The 16240-nt window shown below is 34.8% G+C and carries 17 protein-coding genes and 1 tRNA gene; 5 read left to right on the top strand and 13 right to left on the bottom strand.

Annotation, left to right across the window (positions count from 1 at the left end; translation table 11 throughout):
* Window positions 1-149 precede the first annotated feature (149 nt).
* From G7059_RS08900 to G7059_RS08915, 4 genes are all read right to left on the bottom strand, one after another.
* Window positions 150-1226 carry a hypothetical protein gene (locus G7059_RS08900; protein WP_166081743.1) on the bottom strand — a complete coding sequence of 359 codons (1077 nt, stop codon included), beginning with the start codon at window positions 1224-1226 and terminating at the stop codon, window positions 150-152.
* 15 nt (window positions 1227-1241) lie between these two features.
* Window positions 1242-1490, bottom strand: coding sequence for a hypothetical protein (locus G7059_RS08905; RefSeq protein ID WP_166081744.1), 249 nt, complete (start codon window positions 1488-1490; stop codon window positions 1242-1244).
* A 646-nt stretch (window positions 1491-2136) separates the two neighbouring features.
* The gene (gene guaA, locus G7059_RS08910) at window positions 2137-3429 is read right to left on the bottom strand and encodes a glutamine-hydrolyzing GMP synthase (protein WP_166081745.1); all 1293 of its coding nucleotides are present in this window, start codon (window positions 3427-3429) and stop codon (window positions 2137-2139) included.
* A 73-nt stretch (window positions 3430-3502) separates the two neighbouring features.
* Window positions 3503-4639, bottom strand: coding sequence for an IMP dehydrogenase (locus tag G7059_RS08915; RefSeq protein ID WP_166081746.1), 1137 nt, complete (start codon window positions 4637-4639; stop codon window positions 3503-3505).
* Between the two features lie 83 nt (window positions 4640-4722).
* On the opposite strand from G7059_RS08915, the gene G7059_RS08920 reads away from it, so the two are divergent.
* Window positions 4723-5532 carry a Cof-type HAD-IIB family hydrolase gene (locus G7059_RS08920; protein ID WP_166081747.1) on the top strand — a complete coding sequence of 270 codons (810 nt, stop codon included), beginning with the start codon at window positions 4723-4725 and terminating at the stop codon, window positions 5530-5532.
* Between the two features lie 29 nt (window positions 5533-5561).
* On the opposite strand, the gene G7059_RS08925 is transcribed toward G7059_RS08920, so the two are convergent.
* The 6 genes from G7059_RS08925 to G7059_RS08950 form a co-directional block, all read right to left on the bottom strand.
* Window positions 5562-6572, bottom strand: a complete 1011-nt coding sequence (locus G7059_RS08925; protein WP_166081748.1) for a helix-turn-helix transcriptional regulator — start codon at window positions 6570-6572, stop codon at window positions 5562-5564.
* 2 nt (window positions 6573-6574) lie between these two features.
* Complete coding sequence (locus G7059_RS08930; protein ID WP_166081749.1) at window positions 6575-7795, bottom strand: MFS transporter; 1221 nt, start codon at window positions 7793-7795, stop codon at window positions 6575-6577.
* Between the two features lie 125 nt (window positions 7796-7920).
* Window positions 7921-8295, bottom strand: a complete 375-nt coding sequence (locus tag G7059_RS08935; protein ID WP_166081750.1) for an Inorganic pyrophosphatase — start codon at window positions 8293-8295, stop codon at window positions 7921-7923.
* A gap of 124 nt (window positions 8296-8419) precedes the next feature.
* A complete protein-coding gene (locus tag G7059_RS08940; RefSeq protein ID WP_166081751.1) occupies window positions 8420-8752 on the bottom strand; it encodes a metalloregulator ArsR/SmtB family transcription factor in 333 nt (110 codons plus the stop codon).
* 28 nt (window positions 8753-8780) lie between these two features.
* Window positions 8781-9539 carry an HAD family hydrolase gene (locus tag G7059_RS08945; protein ID WP_166081752.1) on the bottom strand — a complete coding sequence of 253 codons (759 nt, stop codon included), beginning with the start codon at window positions 9537-9539 and terminating at the stop codon, window positions 8781-8783.
* On the bottom strand, window positions 9536-10417 hold the full coding sequence (locus G7059_RS08950; protein WP_166081753.1) for an NAD(P)/FAD-dependent oxidoreductase: 882 nt from the start codon (window positions 10415-10417) through the stop codon (window positions 9536-9538). The genes G7059_RS08945 and G7059_RS08950 overlap by 4 nt, the downstream gene beginning before the upstream one ends.
* A 316-nt stretch (window positions 10418-10733) precedes the next feature.
* Here G7059_RS08950 and G7059_RS08955 point away from each other — a divergent pair.
* A tRNA-Lys gene (locus tag G7059_RS08955) sits at window positions 10734-10809 on the top strand.
* 56 nt (window positions 10810-10865) lie between these two features.
* Here the strand turns inward: G7059_RS08955 and G7059_RS08960 are convergent.
* From G7059_RS08960 to G7059_RS08970, 3 genes are all read right to left on the bottom strand, one after another.
* Window positions 10866-12083 carry a D-alanyl-D-alanine carboxypeptidase family protein gene (locus G7059_RS08960; RefSeq protein WP_205700205.1) on the bottom strand — a complete coding sequence of 406 codons (1218 nt, stop codon included), beginning with the start codon at window positions 12081-12083 and terminating at the stop codon, window positions 10866-10868.
* A 63-nt stretch (window positions 12084-12146) separates the two neighbouring features.
* Entirely contained in the window at window positions 12147-12998 is an 852-nt protein-coding gene (locus G7059_RS08965; protein WP_166081755.1) for a hypothetical protein, read from the bottom strand.
* 272 nt (window positions 12999-13270) lie between these two features.
* Entirely contained in the window at window positions 13271-13471 is a 201-nt protein-coding gene (locus tag G7059_RS08970) for a hypothetical protein (RefSeq protein WP_166081756.1), read from the bottom strand.
* 175 nt (window positions 13472-13646) lie between these two features.
* Here G7059_RS08970 and G7059_RS08975 point away from each other — a divergent pair, with 175 nt between their 5' ends.
* The 3 genes from G7059_RS08975 (at window position 13647) to G7059_RS08985 (ending at window position 16235) form a co-directional block, all read left to right on the top strand.
* Window positions 13647-13826, top strand: coding sequence for a hypothetical protein (locus tag G7059_RS08975; protein ID WP_166081757.1), 180 nt, complete (start codon window positions 13647-13649; stop codon window positions 13824-13826).
* 125 nt (window positions 13827-13951) lie between these two features.
* On the top strand, window positions 13952-14647 hold the full coding sequence (locus G7059_RS08980) for an ATP-binding cassette domain-containing protein (protein WP_166081758.1): 696 nt from the start codon (window positions 13952-13954) through the stop codon (window positions 14645-14647).
* Window positions 14640-16235 carry a hypothetical protein gene (locus G7059_RS08985; RefSeq protein WP_166081759.1) on the top strand — a complete coding sequence of 532 codons (1596 nt, stop codon included), beginning with the start codon at window positions 14640-14642 and terminating at the stop codon, window positions 16233-16235. Before G7059_RS08980 ends, G7059_RS08985 begins: the two co-directional genes overlap by 8 nt.
* Window positions 16236-16240 lie beyond the last annotated feature (5 nt).

Below are 16240 nucleotides of genomic sequence, written 5' to 3' on the forward strand. Positions count from 1 at the left end.
GCGTCGAGCTCTTAGTGCCATAGCGGATACCTTCTTTCTTTATTACATCTTATCAAATAATTTTTGTTTGTCGTTATATAACTAATTTATTTGTCCACTAAAGTGTAGCCCATCCACTACCTATTAGCATTTGATATAACTAATGTTTTCTATCTGGATGCAGGTTTCTTAATTCTAAAGTCAAAGATAACAATATTTATATATAAGTAATATTGATTAGTGTATACATGCGTTGAGATAAAAGATTCAGCTAACTTAATTTCTTTATCTGTGAAACATGCAATAACATAAAATGCATTCTTGTATCCTGAGGTTTCAATATAATTAAGTAGTTGCTTCTCATATCCTTTAACAAGATATTTACTTGAGGCTTTCTTTATTTCAATCAATACCTTATCTCCCTCGTTACCATCTCTAAACAGAAGAATATCAATCTTATTCTTTCCTAGTCGTGCTTCACGACCAATATATACATTCATATTAAGAAAATATGAGTCTAGAAGGTGCATTAAGATTAGTTGAATTCGATCTTCAGTGACGGAACTTCCGGCTTCCCAAAACAATTCCGCCAAATCTGATTTAGATAACTTATTCTGGACATACTCAATAAATTTTGAAACCTCTCCAGTTAAAGTAATGCTTTTACTTGGAAAAAGACGACGAATGTCCATAGGTAAGATATCCCAATAGAAATCTACAGATGCACCAAGTCTTTCAACTATTTTACCATCTGAGTAAATCTCGTCATTATAGAAAATATCGATAGATAGAAAATCAGTGTCTTCAAACAATTCATCATAATAATATCTAACATCATAGTATAGTTCTTCGAAGTCATCTATTGTAAAGCTTTCTTCAATGTCGAATAATTTCGCTTCTCTTAAATCAATTTCGGAAGATTGTCTTATCATCTCTCTGATTTCATTAGTGAAATAAATTAACTCGTAATCTTCTTTATACTGAACACGTTTAGATTCAACTCGTTTCAGAAAACAGTATAATAAAACCTCATGTAGAGAACTCATCTCGTGTATGAATGAATCTTTACTCCATTCGTGCAACTCAATCAGTGATGTCTTACAGTTTTGAAACTGCTCTCGTCTCAAGTATTTAGGAGCTATTTCATCAACCAAATCATCATAGCTTATATCGTCTAACTCAATATCAAAGAACTTTGCAATTATTTTATTATATAGTCGATAGTGCTGAGTATTGTATGAAATCATTTATTACCTCCAAAATCAAATAATAATTTTAAAAGCTTCAGCAAATAGTTCTAGGTTGTCAACTATAAATAAATCACTTCTATAGCGTCCTGGCCAGACAATGTATAAATCCGAGTCATTGTTTTTTACTTTCTCATACAATTCTTTCATATTATCAACTCCGTGCTGAATTTGCTCTAACTTTCCGTTATCATTAATTACCATGTAGCAATTGTGTCTGGAGTTATACGGGAAAAATTCTACTTCACTTGCTTTTTTTACCATTATATCTATCCTCTTTCTTTACTTGGAAAATTACTTGTACTTACTTAATAAATTTCTTCATTACTCTTTAGGGGTGATCTCAACTCCTTTCAAGACTATCCACCTTTAATCTAGTTTCTGTATAAGATACACGTCAAACTATATAGTTATTTTTTCCAGTTTTAACATGATTGCTTAAAAATATTTTTAGTTAAACTACATTCATATAGTTGAATTAAAAGATAGCTTTATCTGTAAACATACTCCCCACTACCTATATTCTCACGGAAATATACTTTTCGTATTTTTGAGATTTCTCCTAGTAGCCTAATTTTTTGTGCTAAAAAAGCGATGTAACTCATCTACATAATTAACTATGCGACTACTATGCTTACTCTCTCAACCACATTCAAAACTCCAATATAATCAAAATATCAACTCTAAAATTATATCTTGTAAATTGCTTCTGACTTTATTGTTATTATTATTCTTTTGTTAAACTAATTCTTTACCTAATATTATCATTATATACGAAACCCTCAACTAAAAAAAGCAAGATCTTACTCTTGCTTTCTGATCCTAAGAAATAATCATTTATTAAGTAGATAATATTTCTACTCAAATATATTTTATAGGACTCTTCAATTACTTTAACACATTATATTTCTTATTCCCACTCAATCGTCGCCACTGGTTTTGGTGACAAGTCATAAAGCACTCTATTTACATGTTTCACTTCATTAAGAATGCGATCTGTAATCACAGTCAACACTTCCCAATCAAGATGTTCAATACTTGCAGTCATTGCATCCACTGTATTCACTGCACGGATAATTACTGGATATTCAAAGCTTCTCTCATTATCACGAACACCTACTGATTTAAAATCAGGTACTGCTGTAAAGTATTGCCACACCTTCTTATCAAGACCTACTTTCGCAAACTCTTCGCGAAGAATTGCATCTGACTCACGTACTGCTTCAAGACGGTCTGCTGTAATTGCTCCAAGGCAACGCACACCAAGTCCTGGTCCTGGGAATGGTTGACGGAATACCATATGTTCTGGCAATCCTAATTCCAATCCACAAGCACGTACTTCATCTTTAAATAACTGATAAAGTGGTTCAATAAGTTTGAATTGCATATCTTCAGGGAGACCACCTACATTATGGTGTGATTTGACCACTTTCGCTGTCTTAGTACCACTTTCAATAATGTCTGGATAGATTGTTCCTTGAGCTAAGAAATCAATGCCATCGAGCTTGCTTGCTTCCTCATCAAAGACATAAACAAACTCATTACCGATAATCTTACGTTTCTCTTCAGGATCACTAACACCTTCAAGTTTTGTAAGGAATCGCTCACTTGCATCCACATAAATTAAGTTTGCATCTAATTGATTTCTAAAGATTTCAACAACATCTTCAGATTCACCTTTACGCATTAAACCATGGTTTACGTGAACACATACTAATTGTTTTCCAATTGCTTTAATAAGAAGTGCTGCAACTACGGATGAGTCTACACCACCCGATAGTGCTAGAAGCACTTTTTTATCGCCGACTTCATCTTGGATACGTTGAACTTGGTCATGTACAAAGTTCTTCATATTCCAGTTTGTTTCTGCTTTACATACATCGAATACGAAGTGTTTCAACTCTTCTTGAGTTGGTAACTGTGTATAGTTTATTTCAGCTTTTGATGATGGGTGATCTACAGCAATCATCGGTATTCCTAAATCATAGATTGCTTCATTAATATCTACTGGTGTTCCATCGACTACACGATTTGGTCCACCATTTAAAACGATTCCTTTTACATTAGGTAGTGCTTGCAATTCTTCTACAGTAATATCGTGTGCATAGATTTCACTATACACTCCTAAATCACGAATATTACGTGCTAATTCAGCATTTTCAACACTTCCTAAATCTAGTATTACTATCATATCTTGTTTCATGAATGTCCCCTTCGTCTTTTAATTTCAAAAAAGGCATAAAATCACTTTTTGACTCTATGCCGTTGTAATCCCTTTATTTTTGGTAATTAGGTGCATCCTTGACGTTATCTACATCATGGGGATGACTCTCTCTTAAACCAGGTGCTGTGATCTTCACAAATTGTGCTTTTGAGTGCATTTCATTAATGGTTGCACAACCACAGTAACCCATACCGGAACGCACTCCACCAAGCATTTGGTAGATTACATCAGTAATTGATCCTTTATAAGGAACTGTTGCTTCAATACCTTCTGGTACTAATTTACTTAATTCTTTAACGCCACCTTGGAAGTAACGGTCACTTGATCCACGTTGCATTGCTGTAAGTGATCCCATACCAATGTATGATTTAACACGTTTTCCAAAGACTTCTAATACTTCACCTGGTGTTTCTTCACTACCCGCTAATAGTCCACCAAGCATAACACAGTTTGCTCCTGCAGCTAGTGCTTTAGCGATATCTCCTGATAGTTTAATACCACCATCAGCAATAACACCAACACCATACTGTTTCGCAACTTGATATACATCATTAACAGCTGTAAGTTGTGGAACACCAACACCTGATACAACACGTGTTGTACAGATTGATCCAGGACCAACTCCAACTTTAATGACATTTGCTCCCGCATAAATTAAATCTGTAGCTCCTTGTGCAGTAACAATGTTACCACCTACAATATCTAATTCAGGATATGCTTCTCTTATAATACGCACTGTATTAATAACGCCATCAGAGTGCCCATGAGCACTGTCAACAGTGATAATATCTACCCCTGCATCCACAAGTGCCTTCACACGTTCTAAAGTCGTTTCACCAACACCTACCGCAGCTCCCACACGCAATTGTCCTTGTCCATCGACATTTGCCTCTGGGAAAGCTTCCTTATCTACCTCTGAATTCTTCACATTCGCAATCATTGCTGCTTGTTGTTCTACAGTCATATTCTTGTGAATAAAACCAAGTCCCCCAAGTTTTGCTAACATCGTTGCCATTGCTTCCTCAGTAACAGTATCCATTGCTGCTGAAACAATAGGGATGTTTAATGTGATCTTGTCAGTCAAACGTGACTTAATATCTACTTGTGCTGGCACAACACTTGATTTTGCCGGTACAAGTAATAAATCGTCAAACGTGTACGCTTCTTTGATTACTTTTCCATTCATCATTTATGGGCTTCCTCCTTAAATCTTATTGATTATTATACAGACTTTAATCACAATATGCTAGAGAAATATGCTAAAATATCAATATGATGAAAAAAAATCCAAAATTAGCCATCTTTGATATCGATGGCACCCTCATAAAACGAGGTGACACACACATAACAGAATCCGCAATCACAGCTATTAATCGTATGCGCGATAATGGCATTGATGTCATGATTGCAACAGGTCGTGCTTTCTACTTTATTCAAGATGATATTCACGAACGTATTAACCCCGATTACTATGTCACAATTAACGGTGCCTTAGTATACAATCAGAATAAAGAAGTAGTCCATGAAGTGCCTATGTTATTCAACGAAGTAGATACTTTAACGAAGTTTGCGCGTGAGCACAATCTTGGTATTGGGTATAAACTCCGTGATGACATGCATATCTATAGTAACTTCCAAATCTTCTTAGATGTTTATCTACAAGGAAGTCCTAAGGCTTACATTCTTAAAGATTACTCATCTGAGGTCTTAGCAGGTCAAGATGATGAAATGCCTAAGGGTATCTTCTTAATGGGTGATGAAGCAACCATTGAAACTAAACGTGAGTTTCTGGAAGATTCTTACTTATCAAAAGCATACCATGATGCTTACGATGTTTATTCCAAACGTGCAGGTAAGATGAAAGGTATAGAAGTTGTTCTTGAAAAGCTTGAGTTAAGCTGGGATGACGTAATTGCTTTTGGTGATGCTGATAACGATGTTGATATGATTGAAGCAGCTCGTATTGGTGTTGCAATGGGTGATGCACCCGAACACTTAAAAGAAGTAGCAGACTTTGTAACGAAGAAACTTGTTGATGATGGCATTGCACATGCTATTGAAACACTGATTGACTTCAACTAAAACGAAAGAAACCATTGCTGGTTTCTTTTTTACTGCTCAAATAGATTTTTTAAGAGGCTTAAATCTTTTTCAATCGCATCTAAGTTCGTACGATAATAGACCCGTTTGTTCTTAATTTGAGTAAACATATAGCCAAGGTTCACAAGAACCTGCATATGATGACTCACGGTTGCGCCACTAATTCCAAGTTCCTCTGCAAGTTGTGATCCATACTTCTCTTCTTTAAGACATAACTTCAGAGCTGCATATTTCATCGGTTCTGCTAGAGCTTTCACCCCTTCTTGAAACTGCTTCTCTAAGGATTCAGTATTCGAGCTTAAGGCATTTAACGCAAGCATCTCTAATGAAGCCGATACAGTCACCTCTTCAAATGATAATTTACTCATCTGAACTCGGATGTTATCAATCGTTAGCATATAGGGTGTTATGACGACACTCTCTGCTTTATCAATATCTGATATGAAGTTCTTAATAAAGGCAATCAAGCTATTGATATCCACAGTTTCTTGGTATGTCTTATTATAGTCAGGTAACAAAGCATCCAACTCTTTTATCAATGGTCGGTAATGTTCCATGTACGTTCTAAAACGTTTCGCAACACCGTCATAGTTTTGAAGGAGAAGAAGCATACGATACTTACTTTCAGCATCCAAGTCTTCATTCATCATTACATAATCTAGAATTGCATCACGGTCCTCAAACTCTGTACCTAATTGTTCGTTTATCGATGCAATGAATGTCTCTTCTGTATAAGTATCACTTTCTTTTTCAAAGAAGAACGAACCAAGGTTAGTCTGTCTATTGGGACCAAATGGTTTAAAGAACAACTCATACTCGTTATTATCAAGGATACCAAAGCTTTCGATTGTCTCGTGAAGAGCTAGAACACGTTTAAATAGTACTCGCGCCTCATCCACGCTACCAATATATTCTTTTTGAATATAGTCATCTATATACGGAACATGTCCTGAATAGCGGTGTGCTAAGTATATCTCAAGTTCTTTATAGATTGTTGTTGAAGGTTTGAATTGAATCTCCATAGTTATACCATCCCTTGTAGTTTGTCATCATTTCTAAATAAGAAGATAATTCCTAAGAGTATTATACCATAGAGAGACATAATCACTGGTAAAGAAAGTTGAATCATAAATAAAGTAGTTAGTAAGGATCCTAAAGGCATCGAACCATAGATTGCAGCATTAAGGAAAGAGCTAACCCTAGCTAACTGTTCTTTGTCAACAGATCTCATTAATGAAACACTCAGACATGGATTGAGTACTCCAAAGCCTAGACTTAGGATAAGAAAGAGCACAGCTGTCGTTAGAAACATATTGAAGCTATACGGAACCAAGCCAATTAACGCTAGTCCTAGGGAACCAAAAGCACCGGAACCAAGGAAGATTACATAAGTCTTATATTTCTTCGCTAAGAGTGGATACACGAATGCTCCCAATAGTGAACCAACCAAGAAGACAGTATTAATATAAGCTATCTCTTTTGGCCCGCCATGTAGCACTTCAACAATCATAGGTGTTAGTACTATATTAACTCCTGTTAAAAAGAGTTGGAGAAGAAAAGTCATAGCAGTGAGCTTAATAAAGTATGGATGCTTGACAAAGGTATTCCACCCTACTGATAGTGACTTCTTATACGATTGACCTTCGATATTAGGATTCTTTGCATCTGTTTTTAAGGTACTTAGAATTAGTGCACTCAAGATAAATGATAATGCATCAACCCAAAGAGCTACCACTGTACCAAAGGTTCCAATCACAATACCTGCTAATGCAGTTGATACTAGTGCTACGAGCGTACCTGTAATCTGCCGTGCTGAAGTTCCTACTTCATAATCCTCAGAATCAAGGATGTGAGGGATGAGTGCCGTTGATGCAGGTTGACGTAATGTTTCAAGACAGGTCATAGCGAATGTGAAACAAAGAATGAGATAGGGATTGTTTACACCTATTGAGATTAAAAATATGAGTATGCCAACTAAGATTGCTCTTCCTAAATCTGTTAAGACCATGACTGTCTTCTTGGACATACGTTCAATAAATACTCCAAGAAACGGCTGAATCAATAAATTAGGAATTGCATTTAAGGTGAAGTTGATTGCGAACCAGTATTTGGAACCCGTAACTTCATAAATTAGCCAGGATAAAGCCAGTGCATCGAAATTATCACCAATAGTATTTACAAGACCTGCAATCCAAACTTTTATGAAGTCTGGATACTTCTTTAGATTTATATATGATTTTATCATTTGAACCACCTCTAACGATAATATACACATATTTATTATTCTTGTCAAATAGTTTATTTAGATTTGTATCTAAAGGTAATGAAAAAAGAAAAGAGCACATCGCTGTGCTCCTGATACTTACTGTATTAATCGGTAATTGCCCATTCAGGCATTGTATTTCCTCGACGTACAAGAATACCTTTTTGGTAATCTGTTTGATTAATGAAACGAAGGATAGCAAGCTCCTCTTCTTCATTACATCCCCATATAAGTTTTACTTCTAAATCTCGTTTAAGTATATCTGCAACAATCATGACTGCATCAATGGTTGATCGCTTAACACTACCTTTAAAAACTTTAATGGATTCAGTATCACCTAAATAACCGTAATCAACTGGGTAAACCATATTGTGGTATTGAGGATGTCTCGATCCTTTTTCTTGGGATATAACAATGTTTGTCGATAAGGCAAGCGAGTCTATCTTTTGCCAGAAATAACCATTGTTTAGTAAGTCTTGCATGGTATCACCTATTTTCTCTCTGTACTTATTATACCTTTACTTTCAACGCATGTAAACAGGTAAATGTTTCATGAAAAGAATTTCAGCCCCATCTTTATTATGATCAATATATTCAGGATTAAATTTATTCCAATACGTGATCTAAAGCTTGTTTGAAAATTTGCATAACATGATCATCTGCAAGAGAATAATAGGAATACTTCCCTTCTTTCTCAACTTTAACAAGGTTTAACTTTCTTAACGATGATAACTGATGGGAAATAGCTGACTGTGTCATACCAACAACTGTCCTTAAGTCATCGACACTCATGGTTTGTTTTGAAAGTGCTGTAAAAATTTTCAAGCGTGTAGGATCTGCAAACATTTTAAACAGTAAAGCTAGGTCATTGTAGACCTCTGCATCCAAGAGATTCTCTTGAAGTTTTTCAATTGTTTCAGGTGTTAATTCACGATTCATAAAATCACCTCTTCGTTTGTATTATACACTACTTCTGCATATTTACATGTTTAATTGCATCTGCTACTGTATCGACAAGATGGTTTGCATGTTTACGAATTGCTTCCACTCCATGACTCATCCCAAAGCTATAGAATTCACGAAGCATCGGAATATCATTGTAACTATCTCCAATAGCTACAACTTCATCATTCCACTTATAGTAGTCCACAATCGTTTGAATACCAGTGGCTTTATCAACACCTTTTTTACCAATATCAACATAGTCATCGTTAGCAAATGCAACAATATCGTAATCAGCATACAGTTCATTAATACGATTAGCTAGATGAATCGCATCTTTTTCTTCTGCCATTTTCATATAAAAACCACATGGGCCATTTTTCAAAATTACTTTGAACTCTTCTGGATCTTCAGCACGGGTAACTTCTTCACCTTCACGGTAAATACGTGCCAAATGATAACCATCCGATACACCATAAAATATAATGTCGTACTCTTCCAGTATTTCTGTCATTGCTTCAGCAATTTCAGTAGTAATTGTGGATGTGAATATCTCTTCACCTTTGCCATTCAGGACAACCCCACCATTATTACCAATCACAAAATCAACAGGAATCTGAAACTTATCAATCTCTTTTTGAATTGAATGGATATTTCTTCCTGTACAAATTCCAAAATGATTCCCTTGTTTCTTAAAATCATGAATTGATTCCAATACTGTTTCGGTTACTTCTTCATCAATATATAAAGTACCATCATAATCACTTACAAATACATAACTCATTCTTTACTAAGCTCCCTCTTTTTCGCTCGAATGAATGAAGTCATTGCATAACCTGCAATACATCCATCCGCAGCCGCTTTAACGATTTGTTGTACTCCTGGTATACAGTCTCCAGCTGCATACAATCCTGGCATTGCAGTTTGTCGCTCTTCATCTACCACGATTCTACCATTCTGTACTTCAATTCCTAATTTTACTGCTAAATCTGTTGAACTTGCTGATCCAATAGCTACAAAGATACCATCAAGTTCTAAATTACCACTTTCTAAAGTAAGACCTTCTAATTTAGACTCACCGTAGGCAGCAATAACCTTTTCTGTAATAATCTCACAACGACTATCAAACTCACCGGTAATCTCATCACCATTGGTAAGCACGATAACTTTCTCTGCAAGCTCAACAAGTTCTGATGCTTCACTTGCTGCATATTCACCTGCACCAATTACCGCAACCGTCTTACCTCGATAGAAGAAACCATCACACACAGCACAATAAGATACTCCCATCCCATGATATTTACGAATCATTCGGATTCTTGGAATGTTACGATGTGAACCTGTTGCAATAAGAACCGATAAGGCCTGATAGGTCTCTTCCACAGTCTTCACGCGATAGTGGGTACCATCAAATGATATCGACACTACTTCATCTGTAATAACAGGGATACCAAGATTCTCAGCTTGTTTTATTCCATGCTCAATAAGTTCAGTTCCACCCATAGAATGGATACCATAATAGTTTTCAACGTGACGTGCTTGAGCACTTGCTCCAACATTCTTACCAATTACTAGTGGATCAACATTCCCACGTTTTAAATATATGGAAGCTTGAATACCAGCGGGACCTTTACCTATTATTAATGCATCTGTATATATCATAATGTACCTTCGTTCTCTCTTTTTCTTCTATTTGTTTCGGTTAGTTTGAAATATCTGCACTGTTAATTATACACCAAATTTCAATAAAGTTTAAAAACATTAGTATTTTCATACCAAGTAAAAAGAGCTAAGAATATTTCTTAGCTCCTAATTAGTAAATGATAGCACCTGATACATAGAATATCTTCCTTCATCTTCATATAATTCAACTTAAATAATCATGAAAAGATTTCGATTTCTCGCAATCTTTTTCCATTTCAAATATTTTCAAAAAACCTCTTGGTTTTTTAACGTTGCAGCGTTATAATATACGTACGCTCCGTTAGCTCAGTCGGCAGAGCAACTGACTCTTAATCAGTGGGTCCACGGTTCGAGCCCGTGACGGAGCACCATGATAAAAAATAAACTGGAACTTTCATCGTTCCAGTTTTTATTTTGTATTCTCTGTTTACTGTCTTCCAAGGTACTCTTCATAGGTTACATTCTTAGAATAAACATCACTCGCTACAGATCTACCTAAGTAGCGAACATGCCACGCCTCTGGCATGTATCCTGTGATACTTTCTTTACCTTCTTGATATCGAATAATAAACCCATACTTATGAGCATTCGTTTTTAGCCACTGAGATTGCTTAGTTTCTCCAAAGGTCCACATTGAGCCACCTTTAGAAACAATATCAATTGCTAGTCCTGTTTGATGTTCAGACTTACCTGGTTTGGCAGAGAATCTGTCTGCTTCCTTCTGTCCATGATTCCTTACATAGTTATTATAGAGGTTTCTCTGAGTCTCATAGCTTCGATACGATGACGTTACATACATCCATAAGCCTGTTTCTGCATGCATTGCATCCACCATACTTACAAATGCATCACTGGTTTCTTTCGTAGCTCTATATCCATCAGAAACTGCATAGCCAGTGGGAATCACTACAAGACTTGGAGCCCAATCACTTGGCAAATGGTTTTTCTTATTAACTAAGATTAGATTTCCTTCACTAAGATTCGCAGGTTTCGAATCTGTATATGTTTCTGATGTGTTTCCTTGAGGCTTTGTTGGTTCTGGTTTTGTGACACTTGGTTTAGCAGTAATTGTAAGCTTAAAATCTTGAGTACTTCTATTTCCGTGTTTATCTTCACCGACTGCCACTAAATCAACAGTACCTACTTTTGAGTAATCTATAGTCTCTATTCCCTCAATGATTAATTCAGTCTTACCATCTATTGGGTCAACTGAAGAGAAAATGTTGTTGAAATCGAATTTAACACCTTCTTCAGTACTTACATCTGTAACACCTTCAAGTATCGGTGCTTTGGTATCAAGAACTTCATAGCTAAGTTTCTTCGTCTGTGACTTACCATCCACTATCATAGTATAGTCAACGGAAATCGGCTTTACAGGCTCGCCATTTTTTCGACTTACTTTAGATAAGTCAAGTGAATCGGTGAGTTCAAGCGTCTTATACTTTGATTCCTTAACGTTTATGATTTTCTCTTTAAGAGACTCATTACTTAATTCATCACCATATTCAAAGATAATATTATCGTTAAATACAACACGTGTGGTTTCTCGATTTAGATATAACATAAGAACAGCAACAGATGTTACTAATAACACACCTGTTAAAGCGACAATAATTCGTCGTTTTGTTTTTATTTTCTTGTTCATTGACGTCATATGATATTGCTCCCATCTATTTCCATGTAGTTAAGGTAAATATCTATTAATAGATTATTCTACTTCTTTGATTGGTATCTGAAAGACTTTTGGACTGGTAAAGTCTCCATGAAGAGCAGAATAAGTTTCTAAAATTACATAGAGATCATTATCTGTAATATCTATACCGTTTTCTTCTTTTATTCTTATATAAAGATTCTCATGATCTTCTTGCTTCACTTGTTCTATTGTAGATACTAAGATTCTGTTATATATTTGACCACCTGATTCATATTTATTTTCCACAAAATCTTTCTTAATGGCATCATTAAGCTTATTATTGTCTACGCCTGTCTTTTCTAAGACTTCCTGATTACTGAGAAGTTTTCCATCTTCTTTCGAGAATACATAAGAAGCAAGCGAGGTATACCCTTCTCCAGGGAATGCACCTGCAAAATTATAAACGGTGAGTGATAATGTTAACTTACTTTCATTGCTTGAATAGAGATACTGAGTTGACCAAGGGAAGAAAGTATCATTACCTCTTATTTGAAAGTCTGCTCGAGCTCTCGTGGTTTGATTATCCGAGAATTTTTTGTTTAAACGTTCTTCGATTTGACCTGCATCGTAAGAATCAAGGTTAACAACAATCTTTTCATTCATCATTGCTCTTTTGGTATCAAAGTTTGGAATACCTTCGGAAAAAAAAGTAATTGTTGCATCATTAATAAAGTCAAAATCATTCGTCCTACCACTTTCGGCAATTATTTTCATCAGATCATACTCATCGTTAGATTTTACATAGAAGTATTCTTTACTCTCGTCTCTTTTCGAAATTAGCTTAGTAGAAGTCTGTGTTTGTTCTTCCTTAACTACACAGCTCGTAATAATTAGTAACGTACATATTAAAACTAAGATTTTTTTCATAATATTTCCTCTTTTCTACATTATCAAAAATCTTAAATCATTCCACAAGTAGAATTGTCAAAAACATCTGAGTTGAATAATCATTATTCGTTATTACATTTTATTAATAATCTACCGATAATCACAGCATCACTTGCCTATGTAGATCATAATGTAATAAATCGTAACAATCCTTTTCTTAATTTCATTATAGTATATTTTTGAATATTAATGGGAGTAAATAAAAGTTATCTTTATTGGAGAAGGATAATTGTTGTCCAAAGAGAAGTGCTTTAATAATTAAATAGTATTATCCTCAAGATAATCACAAATATCAAGAGAAGCAGAGCTGACAAGATTAGAACAGCTAAAGGGTAATAGATTATTGGATTCATTTTATCCAATTTTTCATGAGACTCTTTAAAACTCGTAAGCACCTTAATCGAAGCAGTCAAAAAATACGCTGTTTCTAAAGCATGTAATAATAAATCCATAATAAAACCTCAGCAATCTATCGTATAATTTCATTATTTCACAACATCATATTCCCTTCATCATCAGGAATCGATATTATTTCCATATTATAGTAACATCATGAGAAATATCCAAAGTATTCTTGTTTTGATTTTGATATACTTAAATTAGATATCATCTAAGGAGGGTCATTCTATGGTTGGTCTTATTGTTACTCTTGTGTTTGGCTTGTTACTATATTTCATATTTATTCAACTAATGTCAGTTAATAGCAATCTCGAAAGAATATCTGATCAATTGAGAAATATCACTAAAACAAACGAACATAACACAACTGAAAAAGTTGAAGTAGTATCGAACACTCCTGAACAATAATCTACACATTGAAACCTCATCCGAGGTTTTTTTGTATTAATGGTTTTATATGTGAAAAAAATATCTTGAAGTTTTATGGCTAATATCTTATAGTTGTATTAATATACTAAGACACTGGAGGCCCTATGAAATTAATAGTGGAAGGTTTAAACAAGAGCTTTGAAGACAATCACGTTCTAAAAGACATTAATGCTAGTTTTGAAAAAGGAAAGATTTATGCTTTACTTGGAAGAAATGGAAGTGGGAAGACGACTTTCTTTAATTGCCTTAGTAAAGAAATCTCAAGCGATTCTGGTCATGTTTACTTTGATGATGGACTTGAAGTAAGTTCTCAAGATTTTGGCTATGTGTATGCTACACCGATGCTCCCTGAGTTTCTAACTGGTTATGAATTTCTATCCTTCTTTATTGATATTCATAAGGATAAGAATCTTCACCGTAATGATATCCATGATTTCTTTGATAAGATTCAGTTCTCTTTAGATGATCGTCATAAATTAATAAAAGATTATTCTTATGGTATGCGTAATAAACTCCAAATGATTTGTATCTTAATGCTACAACCAAAGATACTTCTATTAGATGAACCCCTCACTTCTTTTGATGTGGTCGCATCTTTAGAAATGAAAAAGCTACTTCTAGAAATCAAAGATAATTGTATTATGATTCTATCGACTCATATTCTTCAAATTGCTAAAGACATTTGTGATGAAGTCGTTGTATTACATAAGGGTCATGTGCAACTACTAACCAATGAACATCTTCAAAGTGAGTCCTTTGAATCTGAAATTGTAGAGATATTAAAAGAAGATCATGAATAATAGTATCCTCTCGAAAATAGAAACCGCAATATCAACGAATTCACTCATATACTGGTTATCAAAAATTCCTTTCATTAAGAAATATATATCAGTACGACTCTATAGTGAACCACATATTAAATCATGGTTTCGAACATTCGCAATCATTTGTAAAGCACTCTTATTTATACTTTTAAACATTCTTTATCTTGCAGCAGTCTATATCTTAAGTAATATTGCTGCTGAGTATTTTGATATCAACGGAGCTAACGCATTTATCATTCTATGGAGCTTATTGTTGCTTCTCGGCAACGTCTATCCACTTGTGTTTGAAGATACACCTTCCCGATGGTTACTCATAAATATTTTTAGAATGAATCCTAACCAAGTTTTCCTAATGTCTTACACCAAACGAATCATCAACAGACTTATCTACGGAATCTTTGCGACAGTTGCCATGTTTATTGCCAAAGGATCATACTATCATTGTTTGTGGGCTTTTATATTACCAAGTTGTATCATTGCAATCAGTAATTACATTTCCTACAAGTGGACTGTACATAAGAAACGTTTGGTTAAAGCTATTGAGTGGTTTTCCCTTTCATTAGTTTATTGTATGGTTCCACTTTCAATGTTTCTACTAAACACGCATCTTAATGTGTTGTTACCAATCTATATGCTTATCGTATTGTTTTCAGCTATATTTGCTCACAATAAACTTCAGAAGGTGAATCAATTCGATGCGATTGTTATCTTGATGAAATCAAATATGAAATTAAGTAGTGATATCGAACAATCAGCAATGGAACTTAGTAAGAAGGAACTTAGAATTGACGAAAGTTTCGATGTAAATCGTAGTCACGATTTCCTTGATAAATTTACAGGATATCGCCTTCTTAACGTAACTTTCTTTGATCGACATCGTCGTATGTGGTACAAACCTTTATTGAACTCCGTGCGTTCGGTAGTCGGTTTAGGTGTCGTGCAAATCGTTGTATTTATTGGATTGAAACTCTTTATGCCTGAAGAATTCATTAATGTTCAAAATGAGTATAACGACTTCCTCATCGTTTTCCAAAACATCTTGATAATGGGACTCTATGGTATTAATGCGAGTCGTCGTATTACGAAAGCTTGCTTCTTAAACTGTGACTATAGTTTATTACACTATGCTTTCTACAAACGCAAAGAAACGATATGGAAGCAATACATTGTCCGATTAACGATGTTAATTGGTATTAACCTTATTCCTGTCCTAGTTTTTGCACTTATCATGGCACTGACTTCGCTCCTTGGTTTCATAGATTTCTTTACTCCAACGATGTTTACTGTAATCAGTAACTTACTCATGTTCTCAGCATTCTTTAGTACCATCTATGTATTCTTATACTATATCCTACAACCCTTTGATAAAGATATGAATATGGATAGTCCATTATATGGTTTTATCACCTTAGCTGTATACTATCTAGGTCTATACAGTCATCATGTACTAAATTTACCCTATTCTAATTTAATCATTCTTGGAGGAGTAATCCTCTTCCTTATCATATCCACAGTCACAGTTCGACTGATTGGTCACAAAACATTTAAACTTCGTACCAACTAAAAATA

This window comes from Erysipelothrix sp. HDW6A (assembly GCF_011400295.1).
Taxonomy (GTDB): domain Bacteria; phylum Bacillota_I; class Bacilli_A; order Erysipelotrichales; family Erysipelotrichaceae; genus Erysipelothrix.